Origin of the sequence: Spirosoma fluviale, from assembly GCF_900230225.1 — a bacterium.
Taxonomy (GTDB): domain Bacteria; phylum Bacteroidota; class Bacteroidia; order Cytophagales; family Spirosomataceae; genus Spirosoma; species Spirosoma fluviale.
This window is the reverse complement of the sequence record NZ_OCNH01000002.1, coordinates 805,142-825,713: the sequence shown is the minus strand read 5'-3', so window position 1 is coordinate 825,713 and position 20,572 is coordinate 805,142. Positions and strand designations below refer to the sequence as shown.

At 51.0% G+C, this 20,572-nt stretch carries 14 protein-coding genes; 11 read left to right on the top strand and 3 right to left on the bottom strand.

The window, feature by feature from the left end; genetic code table 11:
• The first annotated feature begins 129 nt into the window (after nucleotides 1-129).
• From CRO74_RS14080 to CRO74_RS14060, 5 genes are all read left to right on the top strand, one after another.
• The gene (locus CRO74_RS14080; protein ID WP_097126686.1) at nucleotides 130-759 is read left to right on the top strand and encodes a TetR/AcrR family transcriptional regulator; all 630 of its coding nucleotides are present in this window, start codon (nucleotides 130-132) and stop codon (nucleotides 757-759) included.
• A gap of 34 nt (nucleotides 760-793) precedes the next feature.
• Nucleotides 794-2,167 (top strand): TolC family protein, encoded by a 1,374-nt coding sequence (locus CRO74_RS14075; protein WP_097126685.1) that lies wholly within the window; start codon nucleotides 794-796, stop codon nucleotides 2,165-2,167.
• Nucleotides 2,168-2,177: 10 nt separating this feature from the next.
• Nucleotides 2,178-3,281, top strand: coding sequence for an efflux RND transporter periplasmic adaptor subunit (locus CRO74_RS14070; RefSeq protein WP_097126684.1), 1,104 nt, complete (start codon nucleotides 2,178-2,180; stop codon nucleotides 3,279-3,281).
• A gap of 20 nt (nucleotides 3,282-3,301) precedes the next feature.
• Nucleotides 3,302-6,451: an efflux RND transporter permease subunit gene (locus CRO74_RS14065; protein ID WP_097126683.1), complete on the top strand. Its 3,150-nt coding sequence runs from the start codon at nucleotides 3,302-3,304 to the stop codon at nucleotides 6,449-6,451.
• A gap of 183 nt (nucleotides 6,452-6,634) precedes the next feature.
• A complete protein-coding gene (locus CRO74_RS14060) occupies nucleotides 6,635-8,119 on the top strand; it encodes a hypothetical protein (protein WP_097126682.1) in 1,485 nt (494 codons plus the stop codon).
• 162 nt (nucleotides 8,120-8,281) lie between these two features.
• Here the strand turns inward: CRO74_RS14060 and mdh are convergent, their stop codons facing one another.
• Nucleotides 8,282-9,223, bottom strand: a complete 942-nt coding sequence (gene mdh, locus CRO74_RS14055; RefSeq protein WP_097126681.1) for a malate dehydrogenase — start codon at nucleotides 9,221-9,223, stop codon at nucleotides 8,282-8,284.
• Nucleotides 9,224-9,415: 192 nt separating this feature from the next.
• On the opposite strand from mdh, the gene CRO74_RS14050 reads away from it, so the two are divergent.
• From CRO74_RS14050 to ruvA, 5 genes are all read left to right on the top strand, one after another.
• Entirely contained in the window at nucleotides 9,416-9,877 is a 462-nt protein-coding gene (locus CRO74_RS14050; RefSeq protein WP_097126680.1) for a YkvA family protein, read from the top strand.
• A 214-nt stretch (nucleotides 9,878-10,091) separates the two neighbouring features.
• Nucleotides 10,092-10,295 (top strand): Sec-independent protein translocase subunit TatA/TatB, encoded by a 204-nt coding sequence (locus CRO74_RS14045; protein WP_012928982.1) that lies wholly within the window; start codon nucleotides 10,092-10,094, stop codon nucleotides 10,293-10,295.
• Nucleotides 10,296-10,393: 98 nt separating this feature from the next.
• A complete protein-coding gene (gene gatA / locus CRO74_RS14040; protein ID WP_097126679.1) occupies nucleotides 10,394-11,842 on the top strand; it encodes an Asp-tRNA(Asn)/Glu-tRNA(Gln) amidotransferase subunit GatA in 1,449 nt (482 codons plus the stop codon).
• A gap of 118 nt (nucleotides 11,843-11,960) precedes the next feature.
• Nucleotides 11,961-13,577 carry a lytic transglycosylase domain-containing protein gene (locus tag CRO74_RS14035; RefSeq protein WP_097126678.1) on the top strand — a complete coding sequence of 539 codons (1,617 nt, stop codon included), beginning with the start codon at nucleotides 11,961-11,963 and terminating at the stop codon, nucleotides 13,575-13,577.
• Nucleotides 13,578-13,689: 112 nt separating this feature from the next.
• Entirely contained in the window at nucleotides 13,690-14,286 is a 597-nt protein-coding gene (ruvA, locus tag CRO74_RS14030; protein ID WP_097126677.1) for a Holliday junction branch migration protein RuvA, read from the top strand.
• Between the two features lie 114 nt (nucleotides 14,287-14,400).
• Here ruvA and CRO74_RS14025 read toward each other — a convergent pair whose 3' ends face one another.
• Nucleotides 14,401-14,721 carry a hypothetical protein gene (locus tag CRO74_RS14025; RefSeq protein ID WP_097126676.1) on the bottom strand — a complete coding sequence of 107 codons (321 nt, stop codon included), beginning with the start codon at nucleotides 14,719-14,721 and terminating at the stop codon, nucleotides 14,401-14,403.
• A 231-nt stretch (nucleotides 14,722-14,952) separates the two neighbouring features.
• Nucleotides 14,953-17,175, bottom strand: coding sequence for a S9 family peptidase (locus tag CRO74_RS14020; RefSeq protein ID WP_097126675.1), 2,223 nt, complete (start codon nucleotides 17,173-17,175; stop codon nucleotides 14,953-14,955).
• A 158-nt stretch (nucleotides 17,176-17,333) separates the two neighbouring features.
• Here CRO74_RS14020 and CRO74_RS14015 point away from each other — a divergent pair, with 158 nt between their 5' ends.
• A complete protein-coding gene (locus CRO74_RS14015; protein ID WP_245877844.1) occupies nucleotides 17,334-20,504 on the top strand; it encodes a SusC/RagA family TonB-linked outer membrane protein in 3,171 nt (1,056 codons plus the stop codon).
• Nucleotides 20,505-20,572: the final 68 nt, after the last annotated feature.

Below are 20,572 nucleotides of genomic sequence, written 5' to 3'. Positions count from 1 at the left end.
TAACGTTCAATGGAACATTATAGCCTTTCTGCGTTTATATACAGCCATTTACATCTTTCTTCAAAAAATCTGTTTTTCACGAAACAAATAAAATCTACCTTTGTTAGATAATTTGAAAGATGTTAGAAAATGAGCGCAACTGACCGTCGTACGCGACAGAAAGCCGAGGTTCGACAGCGAATTTTAGATGCTGCCCGTCAGATCGCCCGCGAGAAAGACTGGAGTGCCGTCACGATCCGGAGTATAGCCGATGCCATCGACTATACGCCCCCGATTGTATATGAACATTTCGAGAATAAAGAAGATGTGCTCCTCAACATTGTCAGGGAAGGGCATCTTGAGAATCGCAGGGTGTTTGATGCCATTCTGGAAATGGACCTGAATCCGGAGGAGAAGATTGTCCGGCTATCGATGCGCCAGTGGGCATTTGCCCATGAGCAGCCCGAAGTGTATCGGCTGATGCACAACCCGGAACGCATGGAGCAACAACGACATATGGTTCGCGAAGGGATGCAGGAGGCTAAAGAGAAAATTGAAAGTCTTTTCAACGCCGTTAGCCACGACACAGAGACGATTGGCGAAGTGATTTTCAACTGGTTTTGCCTCATGCAGGGATACATAAACCTGATTACCAGCATTCAGCCGCAGCAGGGCGCCAAACTTCTTGAAGACGTACACGACCCGAAAATGGTAGCCCTCTTTAAACAACCAGAACAACTATTCGAGCGGGCCATCCGCCGATTTATTCGAAGCTTATAAGTCCATTTTCACTATATCTAGATTTGCAAACAGAATGAAAGGTATAAAGCAACCTGTACGGATGCTATTGCTGCTGACCCTAAGCGTACTAACCACCCTGGCCAGCGCACAGACGGCACCACCGGGCGGTTATACACTGGCTCAGTGTGTTGAGTACGCACGGGCGAACAACCCCAGTATCAAAATTGCCCGGGTCAACGAGCAGATATCACTCGCCCAAACCCAGCAGGTAATCGGGCGAAACCTGCCACAGGTTTCGGTATCAGGGTCGGTGCTGGACAACGTCAAAATTCCGGTGCAGTTGTTGCCCGGCGAGTTCTTTGGTCAACCCGGCACCTTTTTGCCGGTTCAATTTGGTACGCAGTATAGCTCCACGCTAACCGGGCGAGTCGATCAGAAACTCTTCGACCCCTCGTTTGGACTGGCCCTGAAAGCGGCTAAAATTTCGACCCAGGTGCAGGCACAGGCCACGCTACAGGCCGAACAGACACAGGCTTACAACATTGCCCGCGCATATTACCAGACATTGGTCATTGATCTACAGAAACGCCTGACCATTCGTAACCTGAATTCGTCCGATACGCTGTTGCAGCAGGAACAGGTTCGGTTGAAGAACGGTACAACCCGCGAGATTGACTTTGGGCGCATCCAGTTAAACCGCAACAACTTACAGTCGCAGCTGGAACAGGCAAACCGAAATTATGAACAGGCCATCAACCAACTGAAATTTCAGATGGGAATGCCCCTCAGCGAAACACTGGCGATTCAGCCACTGGAGGTTGAGAAGGAGTTAGCGGTAAATGAGCTACCAATGGCCAACAGTCGTTTTTTCGAGAACCGGCCCGATTTTCGGCAATTGGTCCTGAATACCCAGTTGCAGGATCTCAATCGCCAGTCAAACAATCGGGGCTATTATCCATCCCTGGGCCTCTACGGCACCTACGCCACCAACGCCCAGCGACAAACGTTCAGCTTTTTCGATGGCAGTCTGCCGTGGTTTAAAAGCTCAACCATTGGCCTAACCCTCAACTGGACGCCCTTCGACGGGAACCAGCGCCGGTACCGGGACAAGGAAAACCGCCTGAATCTCGAAACACTGCGGCTTCAGCAGATCCTGAGCCGAGAGTCGGCTCAATTGGATTTGAGTAACGCCCAGGTTAGCTATCAAAATCTGGCCACCGAGATCCAGCGCGAACGCGACAACATCGAACTGGCGCGCAAAATCCTGTCCGTTACCGAACTTGAATACCGGGAAGGGATTGCTACCTCCGTCACGCTGATCGATGCCAAAGACGCCCTGACAACGGCGCAGAACAATTTGGCAAATAAGCTTATTAGTCTGTATCAGTCCCGGTTAGACTACGAAAATTCACAGGGAACTATCCTTCAATACGTCACTCAAAAATAAACCAGTTACCATGAAACGACTATTAATCATTGGAGCGGTAGCTGCCCTGATCGCGCTGATTGCTTTCCGATTGATCAACAACAAAAAAGATATTGACGCGGCCAAAACGTCGTCCGTCCAATTCCAGACAACGCCCGTTGTCGACGTACAGCCGGTTTCGTACGAGCGTCTGGACCAAAGCCTGTCGTTGCTGGGTACCGTTGCCGCCCAGAATGAAGGCGATATCATTGCCGAAACACGGGGAAAACTTCAGAATTTCAAACTAGTGCTGGGTACTTACGTCAAAAAGGGCCAGCAGGTGGGCTATGTACAGGATGACGTTCAGGGCATTGTGGTTCAGAATAACCAGACAGCCGTAGAAAACGCCAAACGCGAAATGGAACGCTACGAGCGGCTGCTCAAAGGCGGGGCCGTGACGCAGGAAACCTACCAGAAATATAAAGACCAATATACTACGGCGTTGCTCAACGAGAAACAACAGCAGCGGGTGCTGGGCAACGGAGCCGTTGTTTCACCCATCAGCGGGTATGTGTATGACAAGAAAGTTGAAAATGGCGAATACGTGGCGGTTGGGGCCGTGCTGGCATCGGTAATCAACCTACAGGATTTGAAACTGGTCGTCAATGTGCCGGAGCAGGCCGTTTACCAACTCAAACTCGGCGACAGGGCCAGCATTACAGCTCAGGCTTTTCCGGGCGTAACCTTCTCCGGAACGGTGCATTACATCAGCCCCAAAGGCGATGCGCTGCACAACTACCCGGTTGAACTTTACCTGACGAATAACAGCAAAAACCAGCTCAAAGCGGGGACACTGGCTAACGCCAACTTTACGTTCAAACAAGGCATTGCCGGTTTGTTCATCCCACGCCGGGCGTTGGTTGGCGGTGCCGACAGTGCCAGTGTGTATGTGGTACAGAACAATGTTGCCCGGTTGCGCAAAATCCGGCTTGGCTACGACAACGGCGATCAGTATCAGGTATTGGAAGGTCTGAAACAGGGCGAACCCGTCGTTATAAATGGTCAGCTAAACTTGAGTAACGGGGCTAAAGTAACGGTCAGTTCAGGAGCTGGCAGTGCGAGTAAATCAGATACATCTGTAGCGGTTAATCCGTAAACCCTAAAACGAACTAGTACATGTCAATAACTGAAATAGCCATAAAACGCCCAACGCTGGTTGTCGTGGCGTTTACGGTCCTGGGTTTGTTGGGCATCATTTCATACAAAAGCCTCAACTACACCCTTCTGCCTAAATTCGATGCGGCCGTTGTAACCGTCATCACCACCTATCCGGGCGCGGCTGCCGGGGAGGTAGAAAACTCGGTAACCCGCAAACTTGAAGATGCGGTGTCGTCGCTGGAGAACCTGAAAAACATCAGTTCAACCAGTCAGGAAGGGCTTTCTATTATTCAGATAGAGTTAAGCGCCAGCGCCGACCCTAATCAGGCCTTGCAGGATGCCCAGCGCAAAGTCAACGCGGTGCTGTCGCAGCTACCCGATGAAGTGGAGTCACCGACGCTGCAAAAATTCTCGACGGACGACGTTCCCGTTATTCGGATGGGCGTGCGGGCCAATCTGGAAGCGACTAAGTTGTATGATTTGGTCGATGACCAGATCCGGACGCAGCTGACGAAAGTTGACGGTGTCGGTCAGGTAACCCTGACGGGTGGGCGCGAGCGCGAAATCCGGATCAGTGTCGATCCTAACAAGCTGAAACTGTATAACCTTACGCTGGCTCAGGTAACGCAGGCGGTCAACTCGGCCAACCTCGATTACCCAACCGGCCGTATCGAAACCGATCAGGCGCAATACGCCATTCGGCTGGCGGGTAAGTTTACGGACATCAACCAGATTCGTAACGCGGCCCTTCTGACCTCCACGAATGGTACGCAGGTAACGCTACAGGATGTTGCCACGGTGATTGACGGTGTTTCTGATGCCACAACCATCAACCGCATCAACGGGCGTGAATCCATCGGTATCTCGATCCAGAAGCAAACCGATGCCAACGCCGTGGCGATAAGCCAGCAGGTGCGGGGCATATTGGGCGGTATCGAGAAAAAGTACGCCAACATTGGTCTGAAATTTGAAGTCACCAGCGACTCATCGACCTACACGCTGGCATCGGCCGACGGGGTTATTTTCGACCTTGAGTTTGCCGTTGTGCTGGTGGCGTTAGTCATGCTGCTGTTCCTGCACAGTATCCGAAACGCATTTATCGTGATGGTATCCGTACCGGCGTCGATCATTTCGGTGTTTGTGCCGATGTACCTGCTGGGCTTTACGCTCAACCTGATGACGCTGATGGCGTTGTCGCTGGTGGTGGGTATTCTGGTCGATGACTCGATTGTGGTACTGGAGAACATCTACCGCCACCTCGAAATGGGCAAAGACCGGCGCACGGCTTCCCTCGACGGACGGAATGAGATTGGCTTCACGGCCCTCGCCATTACCATGGTCGACGTAGTGGTGTTCCTGCCGCTCGTTTTCGTGCAGGGATTGATTGCCAATATTATCCGGGAATTCTCGCTGGTCGTCGTTTTCTCCACGCTGATGTCGCTGGTGGTCTCGTTTACCATCACGCCCCTGCTGGCTTCGCGGTTCGCCAAGGAAACGGACCTCAGCGGTCGTAGTCCCGGCAAGCGGTTTCTGGCTTGGTTCGAGCGGCAATTTGACTCGCTCAAGCACGGCTACGCCCGACTTTTGGTATGGGGTCTGGGACATAAGCGCTGGGTGTATCTTACGGCCATTACCCTATTGGTTGGCTCGTTTGGCCTCGTAGGCGGTGGTTTTATTGGAACCACCTTCTTCCCGCAAAGTGATCAGGGCGAATTTATCGTACAGATCGAGGGCGAACCCTTTAACAGTCTGGCCGAAACGAACCGAATCTGTCAGGTTATCGAAAGGCAACTCATGCAAAACAAGCTGGTGACGAAAGTGAACAGCAACGTTGGGTATTCCAGCTCGGCTTCGGGTGGCGGCTTAGGCTCAACGCCCTATCACAAAGCAGAAATCACCGTGACCATCGTCCCTAAAGGAGAGCGGAAAATTTCTATTGAACAGTTTGCCGCTCAGGCGAAGGCCCAGATCATGAAAACCCCCGGCCTGAACGTAAAGTCGGCACCGGTGGGCATTACGGGTGGTGCCAACGCAGCCCCAATTCAGATTCTGTTGTTAGGCAACTCACAACAGGATTTACAGCAGGCAGCCGCGGTGGTGAAGCAGGTGGTAAAATCGGTGAGCGGCACGACGGACGTCGAGCTTGCCGTCGATGACCCCAAGCCCGAACTTAAAGTCAATCTGGATCGTCGCCAGATGGCGCAGTACGGTGTTTCGGTGGCGAGTGTGGGCGCTACGCTCCAGACCGCTTTCTCGGGCAATACCGACAGTAAATACCGCGTTGGCAGCCGCGACTATGATATTCGGGTTGAGCTTAACAAATTCAACCGCCAGAGCAAGGACGATGTTGGTAACCTGACCGTACCGGATGCCCAGGGAAAACTGATCGAGATTCGTCAGATTGCTAATCTGGAATTGGGTACGGGTGCTACGCAGCTAACACGTTACAACCGGGTAGGTTCGCTGTTTGTCAATGCCAACGTGGTTGGTCGTCCAACGGGTACGGTAGGTGCAGAAATCGACAATATCCTCAAGACCAAGCAACTACCGGGTGGCGTAACCTACCAGCTTAAGGGCGATCTAGAGCGGCAGTCGGATGCGTTCAGCAGTTTGGGTATTGCGCTGGGTCTGGCCATTACGTTCGTGTATCTGCTGATGGTCGCGTTGTACAACTCCTATTTCCGGCCGTTCGTTGTTCTGTTTTCGATCCCAATGGCGATTATCGGGGCCTTCCTGGCACTGGCGCTGGCCGAGCAGGCCATCTCTTTCTTCGTTATGTTGGGGATGATCATGCTGATTGGTCTGGTGGCCAAGAACGCTATTCTGCTGGTCGACTTTGCCAATGCCCAGAAAGAAGAAGGCAAGAGCACCGTCGATGCCCTCGTTGAAGCGGGTCGCGAACGGATTCGCCCCATTCTGATGACAACCATCGCCATGGCGATTGGTCTGCTGCCGATGGCGCTGGCAACGGGCGACGGGTCGGAATCGAAAAACGGCCTGGCCTGGGTGATCATCGGCGGTCTGATCAGTTCGCTGTTGCTTACGCTGGTACTGGTGCCAACAGTTTACCTGACGTTTGAAAATGCCTTCAACGGAATGCGCCGGTTGTATGGCCGGATAACGGGTAAAAAAGACAAGCCCGTGCCAGCAAAACCCGCGAAAGTTTAACTTTAATACATAACGAGAAAAGCCGCCTGTAAGGTAAACAGGCGGCTTTTTTGCGTCCTATTCATACTATTTGTCCGCCATTCAAACCAGCGCGTGGCTAAGTTTAATTACAATTTAACTACAAACGTCCCGATGCGCAGTTAGGTACCTATAGCTTTGTGCCGTTACCAAAACAGCAGTTACATGCATAAATTTCTGAAAATTGTTTGGCTAGGCGTCCTATTGCTATCTACACAACTAACGTTTGCTCAACAATCCTCTATAACGCCATCCGACACGACTAAACCCACTCGGGTCATCACTACAACGGGGCCGGTCGTTGTCAATGAAACCGTCAATCAAGTTCCCGCTCCCAAACCGACAGCCGAGAGAAACGAGTTAAAATACAACCTAAACGAATCGGGCTCACACTTCTTCAAAGCTACCTTCCTCAACCAGGCCTGGCTCCAGTTTAACCAAAGCAATCCCGGCTCAACGGTTATTGGCGTCCCCAAAGACAATACCCTCTCTATCGGTCTGCGTCGTACCCGAATCCAAATGTTCGGTCAAATCAGCGACCATGTCTTTCTGTATTTTCAGTTCGGGATGAACAATTTCAACTATCTGAACGGCGGCTTCAACCAGACAGGCTCATCGAACCGGAAGATTCAGGCCTTCTTCCACGATGCCGTCAGTGAGTATATAGTCTGGAAAAACAAAGATTACCTGAAAATTGGGGGGGGCTTAACGATCGTCAATGGCTTATCGCGTTTTTCAGCCCCCAGTGTCAGTAGCATTATGACGATGGACGTGCCCGTATTTGCGCAGGCGACTGTTGATCAGACCGATGAGTTCTCCCGAAAATTAAGCTTGTACGCCCGTGGTCAGGTCGGCCACCTTGATTACCGGGTTGTTATGAGCGACCCCTTCCCTATCCAGACAAACGGTGCCGCCCTGCCAACCTACGGCCCCAACTCTATTTTTGCCCTGAAAGGGCACAACAAGCAATTCCAGGGCTTGTTCATGTGGCAATTCCTCGACAAGGAAACGAATCAGGTTCCGGGTTATAACACAGGAACTTACTTAGGTGCCAGACGTATTTTTAATCTCGAAGCCGGTTTTATCACGCAGAAAAACGCCATGGTACATCTGGCCGCACCAGGCGATACGGTTTACAAAAACATGAACCTGTGGTCCGTAGCGTCGTTCCTGGATATGCCCCTGAACAAAGCGAAAGGAACAGCCGTCAATGCTTATCTCGGCTATTTCCATACCGATTACGGTAAGAACTACCTGCGTTTCAACGGAGCGCTCAACCCCGCCAGCGATATTGCTGCGGCCCAGCGCCCCGGTGGTTTAGGCGGCACTCAGGGCAACACGTTTCCGATGTTCGGAACGGGCAGTGTGGTGTACGGCCAATTTGGCTATCTGATGAAACGGGATCTCTTCGGGGCGGGTAACGGAACGCTTATGCCTTATGTACAGGCTCAGATTGCCAACTACCAGCGCGTTACCAGTACGCTAGGCGTGTATAATATTGGACTGAACTACCTCATCAAAGGTCATAACGGGAAACTAACCCTTGATTACCAGAACCGGCCTTATTACGAACCATCATCCGGCACCTCACAACTCTCGGCCGGTGGCCGACGCGGCCAGTTGACGCTACAATACCAGGTATTTATTTGATTGGTTATTGAATTATTAAGGTATTGAGCTTAGGGGGTGGGGTGTACGAATTTGACAGGGTAGTTGGCCGTTAGGCATAGTCACAGACTATGCCTAACGGCAAAAAGCAAAAACCGATCGTTAGGACCGGTTTTTGCTTTTTCTACGAGAAGGTATTACCAACTACACACCAATATTCAGCGTGCTCAGTACGCCATTCATATTCCGAACGGCATCGGCCGATTTGTTGAAGGCAGCCTGCTCTTCATCAGTTAGTTTGTAATCAATGATTTCTTCCCAGCCATTACGGCCCAATACGACCGGAACACCCAGGCAGATATCCGACTGGCCGTATTCACCTTCCAGCAGTACGCAGGAGGGAATGATCCGCTTCTGGTCGCGCACGATGGCTTCCACCATATAGGCACCAGCGGCACCCGGCGCGTACCAGGCCGATGTACCGATCAGACCAGTCAGTGTAGCACCGCCTACCATCGTGTCGGCGGCTACTTTTTTCAGCGTGTCTTCATCCAGGAACTGACTTACCGGAACACCGGCTTTCGTGGCCAGACGCGTCAGCGGAATCATGGTCGTGTCGCCATGACCACCGATAACGGACGCCTGCAAATCGTTTGGCGAGCACTCCAGTGCCAGCGACAGGTACGTTTTGAAACGAGCCGAATCCAGCGCACCACCCAAACCAATAACCCGGTTCTTTGGCAAACCCGATGCTTTCAGCGCCAGATACGTCATGGTATCCATTGGGTTAGAGATGATAATGAAAATCGCATCGGGCGAGTATTTCAGAATGTTCTCGGTAACGCCTTTTACAATTCCTGCGTTGATACCGATCAGATCTTCGCGGGTCATGCCCGGCTTACGGGGTAACCCTGAGGTGATCACGACAACATCGGAACCGGCCGTTTTCTCATAATCATTGGTAGAACCTGTCAGCTTTATATCGCAGTCGAGCAGCGTTGACGCCTGAAGCATGTCCAGCGACTTACCTTCGCTGATCCCTTCTTTAATATCTAATAAAACGACTTCATGGGCGAGTTCCCGGCGGGCGATGTTATCGGCGCAGGTGGCTCCAACGGCCCCGGCGCCTACTACGGTAACTTTCATACAGTATTCGGAATTAAAGGGTTAACAAACGTCCGCAAAAGTACGTCTCACCATCAAGACAAACCACAATGCGCCAATTAAAACTTATAATGCGTTCCAACGTTTATTAATTATTCAGTGAATTATTTTTGTTAAACATTCACTATAATTTGCGTTGCCGGTTAGCTGCCGGCACGAACCACACGAATAACAATGGCAAACAAAAGTCTTATTTCGCGGATTTTAACCTCTATTTTCTTTAAACGGGCCAATGTAGGCGCGGTTCGCTACGCCCGTAACTCCCGTAGTCTCTACCAGTTAATTCGGGATGCCCTGAACAAGAGTGGTGGCTTGTCGGGCAGTAACATAGCCGTCTTTCGTGAGCAACTGGGCATTGTAACGCGCCTGTTAAAAGCCTATGCATCGGGCGAGTACCGCCAGTTACCCTGGAAAACACTGATCCGTGTCATTGCTGTACTTATTTATTTTGTGTCGCCCATTGACATCCTGCCCGACTTCCTGCCGATCGTGGGCTTAACGGACGATATAGCGCTGATGCTGTGGCTGTTCAGCGGTATAAAAGATGATATTGAGAAGTTCCGCCAGTGGGAACAAACGACGGCCGGTACGGGGGAAATGACAACCCAGCCGGTCAAAACTATTAAGATTGGGTGAGTAAAAAGGGGCAAATTCCCCGTTTAAGGTTTACACCAGCGTTGCACTCGCCTGGTACCGGGAACATTCACAAGGCAACTATCCGGTTCCCGGATACAACTTTAAACAGTAGTCACGAAACCAAACGGACGATTGCTGCGTAAGTTTCACCGACTTTTAATAGATTGTACGAGAGAGTTTTGTTAATTTTGCATACATTCAAATCCCAGGAAACATGATTTCGGCAAACATTTTGGCATTTATGGGTTTGGGCGGTCAGGAAATGATTTTTATCTTCCTGGCATTGCTCCTGTTGTTTGGCGCTAAAAAGATTCCCGAACTCGCACGGGGACTTGGTAAAGGCATCAAAGAATTCAAAGACGCTACCAAAGACGTTCGCGAAAATATCGAAGAAGGTCTGAAAGAGTCGGAGAAATAATCCGCTTCATTTATAAACAGACAATTGAGCTGCCCCAAACCGGAGCCGCTTAATTGTCTGTTTCTGCTTTATAGGGTTTTCAACTCGTATCCTCTATTTTGACACTATACCGTAACTTCTCCACCGTTCAGGCCGACCTTGCTAACGGCTCTCTTACCTGCCAGCAACTGGTAGAGCAATACCTCGCTCGCATCGACGAGAACAGTCATCTCAACGCATTCACCGAAGTATATACCAGCGAAGCCCGTCAACAGGCTGAAGCTATAGACCAGAAACTAGCCGCCGGAACAGCCGGTCGACTGGCTGGTATGGTCATCGGCATAAAAGATGTTCTGAGCTACACCGGCCACGGGGTTCGGGCGGGCAGCAAGATTCTCGATAATTTTACGGCCCAGTTTACAGCCACCGCCATACAACGCCTGCTCGATGAAGACGTTATCATCATCGGTCGGCAAAACTGCGATGAGTTCGCGATGGGCTCATCGAATGAAAATTCATCCTTTGGCCCTGTCCTTAACGCTGCGGATACCAGCCGCGTACCGGGCGGGTCGAGTGGCGGGTCGGCGGTAGCGGTGCAGGCGGGACTTTGTCTGGCCAGCATTGGTTCCGATACGGGCGGCTCGGTTCGTCAGCCAGCCGCGTTTTGTGGGGTTGTGGGCCTTAAACCAACGTACGGGCGCATCAGCCGGTGGGGCCTGATCGCTTATGCTTCTTCCTTCGATTGCATCGGTCCGATAGCCAATACCGTTGAGGATGCCGCTCTTTTGCTCGAAATTATGGCCGGACCCGATGCGTTCGACAGTACCGTTTCGAGCCAGCCCGTTTCGGCGTATAGTCAGGCAACTTTACCTGACCGACCGCTTCGTATTGCTTACCTGCGGGATGGAATCGAAAGCACAGGAGTCGATCAATCCATTCGGGAGGCAACCCAAGCGAAGATTGATACCCTCCGGGCCGCAGGTCATTCGGTAGAACCCGTTGATATATCGCTTATTAAGTACCTGCTTCCAACGTACTATATTCTAACTACGGCCGAGGCTTCCTCCAACCTGTCTCGTTTTGACGGCGTGCGATACGGTTACAGAAGTCTATCCAACGACACACCAGCAATGGACCTTTTGTCGTTGTACAAAAAAAGCCGCACAGAAGGGTTCGGTGCTGAAGTTCGTAAACGCATCCTGCTGGGCACATTTGCGTTAAGTGCCAGCTACTATGATGCGTACTATACTAAAGCGCAGCAGGTTCGCCGACTGATTCGTCAGGAAGCCGAACAGCTTTTTGAGCAGTACGATTTTTTATTATCACCAACCACACCAACACCGGCCTTTCGCCTGGGTGAAAAGACCGGAGGAAGCGCCAGCGATGACCCACTGCAAATGTACCTCGCCGATATTTTTACGGTGCAGGCCAACGTAGTTGGTTATCCGGCCATATCCATTCCCGCCGGAACGGATGCCAACGGCCTGCCAATTGGGGTACAACTGATGGCTCCGCCCTTTGCTGAGGGAGCTTTGGTAGCGTTAGCAAGAAATATGTACACTATATGATGTAGGATGTATGATGTATTTAAGCAAGAGCCCCCGCATACACCATATATCATACATCATACATCATACACCCTATCTCAATCATCAACCCTAACAAACGTAACTGAACGAAACCTATATGAACTATCTGAACCGTAGCCTCCAAAAGATGGGGCTGTTAAGTGCGGTGCTGGTTGGCCTGACAATAGGAACCCGTGCCAATCCGGCGTTGACCAGTAAAGGCCGAACCGCGCCAGGCCAGACTGAGACGACGATTCATCAGGACAGTACGATCGTAAAGAAAGATACTATTGCTGCCGTACCAACGGTGCCCGACAGTCTGTTACGTGAGCGATTGGCGAAGCTGCAAAAATCCATTCCCCTGAACTACCACAAGGCCGTACAGGCTTATGTGGATTATTTCACGTTCCGCAAAGCCAGTACCACTAAAACGATGCTGGAGCGAATGCCTCTTTTTTTCCCGCTTTATGAGCGCGTACTGGCGCAGTATGGCCTCCCCGACGAATTCAAATACCTGTCAATTGTCGAGTCGGCTCTGAATCCACGGGCTATTTCTCGGGCTGGTGCCGGAGGCTTATGGCAGATTATGCCCGGTACCGGGCGCGATTTACGCCTGTATCAGGACGATTTTGTCGATGAGCGTATGGACCCCGTTAAAGCAACGGAAGCGGCCTGTAAATACCTTCGCGATCTATACAACATCTTTGGCGACTGGGAGTTGGCTATGGCCGCCTATAACTGTGGCCCCAATGCGGTTAAACGCGCCATGCGCCGGTCGGGGGGTGATTCCTTCTACACTATTTACGATGCTCTGCCGAAAGAAACTCGTGGATACGTACCACAGTTTGTAGCGTTCACCTACCTGATGAACTACGCCAATGATCACGGTATTGTGGCCGAAAAGTACGAATACCCCATCCCGCATGATACCGTTCATGTGAGTGGCTACTTCAACCTCGAAACGTTTGCCAAGCACAGCAACATGCCGCTGGCTGATCTGCAAAAGATGAATCCGGCTATCACAACGACCATTTTACCAGAATACACAAACCATTACCCACTCCGGGTACCTCGGGAACAGTACAGCTATTTCGCCAGTCGCAGACGATCGATCTTAGACTCGGCAAGCCGACGTCCAAACGTTATGGATCATATTCTGCTGGCAAGTGCTGAAAATGTTCGATATGGCAGCGATTCAGTGGGCGCATGGAATGAACTAGGCCGAAACCCACTGGCACGTATCAGTCTGGAAGAAACGCAGACTGACCGGGTAAAGGATGAGACAAGACTCGCCGATGCTTCATCAGCCGATGAACCCGAAGAGGACATCGAAACAGTGGTGTTGCGCAAGCCCCGCAAACAGACATACGTTGTTAAGAAAGGTGATAACCTACTGCAAATTGCCGACCGTTACAACGTCGAACTTTATGATTTAAAACGCTGGAATCATTTACGGTCTACCAGCATCCGGCGGGGGCAAAAGCTGGTTATCCTGAAAGAAGTAGCCGAAACCCGGGCCGAGCGACTGGCCGATCAGGGAACCGCAAAAAGCCGCAAAAAAGCCGAAGTACTGGCGAAGTCGAAGCACTACAAGCCCCGGTACCATCGTGTACAAAGTGGCGATACGCTCTGGAACATCGTTCAGCGGTACGACCTGACCATCGACCAGCTTAAACGAATGAACCACATTCGAAGCAATTCATTGCGACCCGGCCAGAAACTCATTGTTGGGTAAGTAACTATCCTACAATAACATACACCCACGACATTTCTCCCGGAAAGTCGTGGGTTTTTCGTATCTTTACTTTAACATAACTACCTTAAAAACAAGCTTTTCCAGCTAACGAATGATTGCTTATTTAGACGGAACTCTGTCCTATAAAGAAGCTACCCATGTCATCATCGACGTACATGGAGTCGGCTACTCAGTACATATATCACTCCAGACATACGCAGTGTTGCCCGGTGGTGGCGACCGGATTAAACTCTTTATTCATCACTTATTTCGGGAAGATTCTCAGGCGTTATATGGCTTTGCCAATGCCGATGAGAAGAGCTTATTTCTGGACTTGATTGGCGTATCAGGCGTTGGCCCAAACACAGCTTTGGGTATGCTGTCGGCCATGCAGCCGGGTGATTTACGGCTGGCCATTCTCGGTGAAAATGTCCGGGCCGTACAGGCGATTAAAGGCATCGGGGCAAAAACGGCCCAACGGATCATTCTCGAATTACGAGATAAAATGAAACGGGCTGGTGTTGTACCCGATGGGCCGTCTTATCGCCAACAAGCAGCGGCTAATCCTATTCGGGAGGAATCGCTGGCTGCGCTGGTTGCCCTCGGTTTCCCCAAACCAACAGCCGAAAAGAGTGTAGACGACGCCTTGCGAGCCGAGCCGACTCTCAGCGTTGAAGATGTAATCCGGCGGGCGCTGCGCCAGCCTTAAATGTCTAGGTATAACTAACATAAAAAGCGGAGGACGGCATTGCTGCTTTCCTCCGCTTTGGTGTGTAAGTGAATGGGTAAATGAAAATGTATTCTGTGCACTTTAAAAGGGCTTCTAGTTTACACCAGCCGCCTGTTTTGTTTTTTCTTTGGCAACGGCTTTCAACTCCTTGGCTTCGCCTTTCAGCATTTTCTTCTCTGCCTTCTCCATTTTCTTATCCGCTTTGGCCATCCGGGTTTTAGGATCCGAAATCCCTTTGACTTCCAGACCTTTGTGAGTTCTGGCTTCCATTTTGTACTCCTGCGCCTTAGCCACTTTCTTCTCGGCCTTCATCTCTTTTTTGGCAGCCTTTCCTTCCTGAACGGCTTGGGCATAGGTGGGTTGAGCTGTTGCCAGCAGAGCGCAGGCAGAGGCAGCGATGATTATTTTTTTCATAACAATTGATTGTTGTGTAGTAAGATTACGAACTCAAAAGCAATTCTGTACTGTCAAACTAGCACCAAACAGATATGTTCATCAGTCAAATAGATAAGTATTTATCCCATAAAAACCATAGAAAATACCTAGATAAGTATAATTTGCTGATAGACAGAATGTAATCAGCGAATTATGTAAATAAAAAAGCCCGGCTATTTAGTAGCCGGGCTTTTTTATTTTAACCCTATTTTAATTTACAGGACTCCCTTTCAAATTCGTTTCCAAATAAGTTGTGTATTGCTGATATAAGAGCAATTGCGTACCTGAACTGTAAGCTACCCCATGCGCACCGGGTGGGTAAATGCGGAGGTCGGCGTCTTTACCGGCATCTTCAAGCGCGTTCATTAGTTGGAAGGTGTTCCGAACGTGTACGTTCTCGTCCATCGTCGAGTGCGCTATAAACATTTTCCCGGCCAGATTTTTGGCGTAAGATGTCACGGCACTGGCTTTGTATTTCTCTTCGTTTTCGGGGATCAGGCCCATGTAGCGTTCTGTGTAAATAGAGTCGTACAGCCGCCAATCCGTTACGGGAGCGCCTACCAGCGACACTTTGAAAACACCAGGATGGGTCAGCATGGTATAGCTGCTCATATACCCACCGTAGCTATGCCCCCGAATCGCCATACGGTTGGCATCGACCCAGGGCTGCTTAGCCAGATAAGCGGCTGCTTCGGCAAAGTCCATACTCTCGTATTTGCCCAGCTTTTCGTAGACGACTTTCTCAAACTCGCGGCCGTAGCCACCACTGCCCCGGTTATTGACACCAACGACAATGTAACCCGTTTGCGCCAGCCACTGGTGCCAGCCTGTGGTAGCAAACTCGTTATATACCGACTGCGCCCCCGGTCCGCCGTAAATGTCCATCACGATTGGGTACTTTTTGGTTGGATCGAAATTAATGGGCTTGATGATTGAAATATCTACTTGCTGGCCATCGGTTGTGGTGAAATGGGTCAACTCCTTGGGTGAGTACTCATGGCTGGCAATATAATCCGACACCTTTTTGTTGGTTTCCAGCGCTTTGATCAACTGCCCTTTGGTGTCGCGCAATTCAACCTGCGTTGGCGTCGACACGTTTGAATAACGGTCGATGAAATACTGACCATTGGGCGAAAAGTTGACCGTGTGCTTGCCCGCTACGGTCGTTAACCGACGCTTGTTTTTGCCATCAACGTCAACGACAAACAACTGCCGCTCCAGTGGCGATGCCTCGGTCGAGGTGAAATAGACCTTCTTCGTTTTGGGGTCGATGTGGTGTACATAGCTTACCTCCCACTTCCCGCTCGTTACGGCGTTGAGCAGTTTGCCGGTATAATCGTAGCGGTACAGATGCGCAAACCCGTCGCGATCCGATACCCAGTAGAACTCCTGTACACCCGCCGGAAAATAGATCAGGTGATTGATACCCGCGAAGAAATCGAACACATCGACCCAGGTGGTTGATTTCTCTTCCATTATTTGCCGGGCCTCACCTGTACGGGCGTTAGCCATAAACAGACGAAGGTGATTCTGCTTCCGGTTCAGGTGCATCAGAGCTAACTGCCCTTCCTGCGACGTCCAGTAAATTCGGGGAATATAGCCGTCCCCTAATTCCACCTTCATCCACTGCTTTGCCTTATTGGCGATTTCAATGACGCCAATCCGAACCGTTGGGTTTTTGTCGCCAACGCGCGGATAAGGTAGTGAATCAAATTTCTCGTCGAAACCTTTGTAATCCGTCAGTTTATAGATGGGCACCTGCCGCTCGTCGGACTGCCAGAAGGCAATAAACCTGCTATCCGGCGACCAGTCCCAGGCTTGCGCCAACCCGAACTCTTCTTCATACGCCCAACCGAAACGACCGTTGTAGAAAGCTGCTTTGGCGTCGTCGGTTAGTTGGGTTTCCTTCTGGGTGGCGAAATCGAAAACATACAGATTGCCGCCCCGTTCATACCCCACTTTGCTGCCGTCGGGGGCGAGTTCGGCCGTTTGCGCGTCTTTAGCCACGAGTTTCAGGCTTTTGTCGGCTACGGCGTACACGTAATAATCGGAAATACCCGACCGCCGATAGACAGGCCGGAAGTTCGATTGAAACAGGATGTTCTTCGAATCTTTCGACCATTGGAACGAACCGTAGGCGAAAGGCTTATCGGTGCCCGGAAACTTCAGTTGACTCCCGTCGAAAATGACTTCCTCTTTTTGATCCTTCGGGGATAGCGTCTTGATGGTGTTCTGGCCGTCGATGAAGGAAAATCTAGTGCCGCCTTCAATCCAGTTGACCGAGCGCGGACCCGATGAACCGTTGAGCTGCCCGCCGGAAGAAATAGCCTGCTGAAGCGTTGTATACGGTTGTTTGGCCGACTGAGCTGTTGCCAGGTGAGTAGACAGGACAGCCGCGCCAAGCAGCCATCCGACAATCATTTTAGTAGTCATGAAGTATATAGAACTTATCAAAGAGTCAAAGCTACTAAAATTTAGGATTTCATTTCTTAGGTAAAAAGCATGGACTCTTTGTACCTACTACATTTTATTTATGAGTATATTTCCCATTAAAATTTATAAATCTCACTTACTTACCAACTTAGACATCTATGTTAAACAGGTACTCTATCAGTGGCCAACGAACGCATTCCTTATGGATGCTTTGGCTGATCCTGTTGCTTTGTACGAATGTTTTTGCGCAAAGCACTCGCTATACACTCAAGGGACGCGTTACGGACAGCAACGGCCAGGGTATTCCCGGTGTGACGGCTCTATTGCGCGGCACACAACTCGGCACTACGTCGATTGCCGACGGCTCATACACGCTGGGCGTTACGGTTGCTCCCGGCTCCTACTCACTAACCTTTTCATCAATAGGCTACACATCTAAGGATCAAATTGTCAACTTAGGCAATCAGGAATCAGTCGTCGTCAATGCAACATTGGCCGAAGAAAACCAGACGCTTGATGAAGTCATTGTAGCCGCATCGACCCTGTCGGGACCGCGTCGGCAGTTTGGTAATGCGATTACGACCATCAAAGGGCAAGAGTTGACGCAGACCGGCACGGGCGGGTTAATCAACGCGCTGCAAGGCAAAGTGCCGGGAGCGCAAATTACCCAGAACTCCGGCGACCCGGCGGGCGGCATTTCGGTCAGGCTGCGGGGCGTAAAATCACTCTCCGGCTCATCGGACCCGCTTTATATTATCGACGGCGTGATCGTGAGCAACGCCAGCGACAACGTATCGCAGTTGGCAGCGGGCAGTCAGATTGGCGGAGCGAATGCAGCGCAAAACCGTCTGGCCGATCTGAACCCAAACGACATTGCCAGCCTGAACGTCGTAAACGGAGCGGCTGCGGCTGCCCAATACGGTTCGCGGGCCGCCAATGGTGTGGTCTTGATTACCACCAAACGCGGCCAGACCGGCGCGCCCCGTATTTCGTTCACAACCAGTTTCAACGTTAACGAATTACGCAAGAACGTACCACTTGGCACCCTAAACAAGCAGTTTGGTTTTGCCGGACTGCGACTGCACCCCATTGGTGGTGTCTCGGCGGCTCAAATTGCAGCCAATCCCGGCACCACAACCATTGGCACCGTGCGCGATGGAGCTACTACCCAACTGGCAACGAACCTGGTGGATGTACAGCGGTACAATTATTTCGATCAGATTTTTCGCACCGGCTACGGCACGGACAACTCCCTGTCCGTTTCGGGTGGAGCCAACAACACCAATTATTACGTATCGTTTGGCTATCTGAAAAATCAGGGCATTATCAAAGGCACCGATTTCGCACGCTATAACTTCCGCGCCCGGCTCGATCAGCGGTTAACCACCTGGGCCAAACTTTCGGCGGGATTGAGTTACTCCAACAGTTTCTCGAACGAGAAAGCCAACGGCAACGTATTCTACAGCCCCATCAACTCGGTTAGCATCACCAATAACATCTGGGATATTACCCAGCGTGACGCAGCGGGCAACCTTCAGGCCGTTGAACCAACCCGAGTAAACCCGCTCTCGACCATCGAAGATATGAAGTTTACGCAGTCGGTGAACCGCACGATCAGCGATCTGCAACTCAATCTGACGCCACTGAAAGGACTGAGCGTCGACTGGATTGTGGGCGTTGATACGTATGGGCAGTTCGGCAAAAACTACATCCGGCCTTACCCCTATCAATCGGTGGCTGGTTTGCCTCTCGAACGATTCCCGTTCGGCTACGCGGCCACGGCTACCAATAACGTAATGCTACTCAACTCCGACGTAACGGTTGGCTACGAGCGATATCTGACCGATAATTTTAAACTGAACGTTATTGCAGGCTACAATTACCAGTTTAGCCAGACCGATTTCAGCCGAAACGAAGGCCAGAACCTCGCACCTTTCATTGAAACGGTGAGCGGTGCCTCCAGCACAACATTTGGGTTGGGCTACGGACTTGACCGCTTCAATTTGAGTGGCTACTTCGGTCAGGCTACCCTTGCCTATCGCAACCTTGCCTTCCTGACGGGTGCGCTCCGGCGCGATGCTTCCTCGAAATTCTCGCCCTCCGAAACCAACCAGACATATCCAAAACTGAGTGGGTCGCTGGTGCTGTCAGACCTTGACTTCTGGAAGAAATCAGCGATCAACAACATCTGGAGCGATCTGAAATTACGCGCCAGCTACGGTGCATCGGGCAACCTGTCGGGCATTGGTTCCTACAGCCGGTTCTGGCAATTCCAGCCGATTCCGTTCTTAGGCCGTAATACCATCATTCCATCGTCTACACTGGCGAACCCGGCGGTTCGGCCCGAACGGATGACCGAACTCGAAGGGGGCGTTGATATGTCGTTCCTGAACAACCGAATCAACCTGACCGCAACGGCTTATAACCAGCAGATCAGCGACTTAGTGGTAAACCGGACGCTGGCTCCATCAACGGGCGGCACCGGCATTATCAATAATGTAGGCACGATGGAAAACCGGGGTATTGAGCTTATGCTTGACGTCACGCCGGTAAAAACGAAAGATTTCTCATGGGACTTTACGGTGATCTTCAACCGCAACCGGAACAAGATTCTGCAACTTGGCAGCCCGCGCATCGAAATTTCGACGGTATCGGGCGCACCCGTGTTTCTGCTTGAAGGACAGCCCGCCAGCGTGTTCTTCGAGTTCCCGTATGCCCGCAATCCAGACGGCTCGTTGCTGTTGACGTCTGAAGGTCTGCCTCAGCGCGAACGCGGCACACAATCGACAGCCAGTATCGACTATACCGTTCAGCGTACGCCTGAAGGGCAACCAACCGGTACGTTCATTCGCAAAATCATTGGCGATCCAAATCCAAAATGGACCGGATCATTTGCGTCGAATGTATCATACAAGCAACTATCGTTACGTTTCCTGCTCGATGCGGTACAGGGTAATCAGGTTTTCAACGCTGATAAACGTACTCGTGAGAACGTAGGCATTGGAACGCTCACGGAACAGGAAATGCGGGGTACGCTGAAACGCGGCTACATCTTCGCAATCGGGCCAATTGGCGAGTTTCGGGTCGATGATGGCTCCTTCGTGAAACTGCGCGAAGTGGCGCTGAATTACCGCCTTCCTAATTTTGTAAAGGGACTTAACAGCCTTAACATTGCCCTGATTGGTCGCAATCTTATCTCCTGGGATAAATACAACGGTTTCGATCCTGAAACCAACTCGGGTGGAAATGCCGATTTGGTTCGGGGTGTTGACTTTGGCAACGTACCGATTCCACGCACGTACCAGGTTCAATTGTCCGCTTCATTCTAACATACGCCCAGCCTTTTTCACGATAACGAAAAGCCGTTGAAACACAAAAGGCAGGGATGTAGACCATA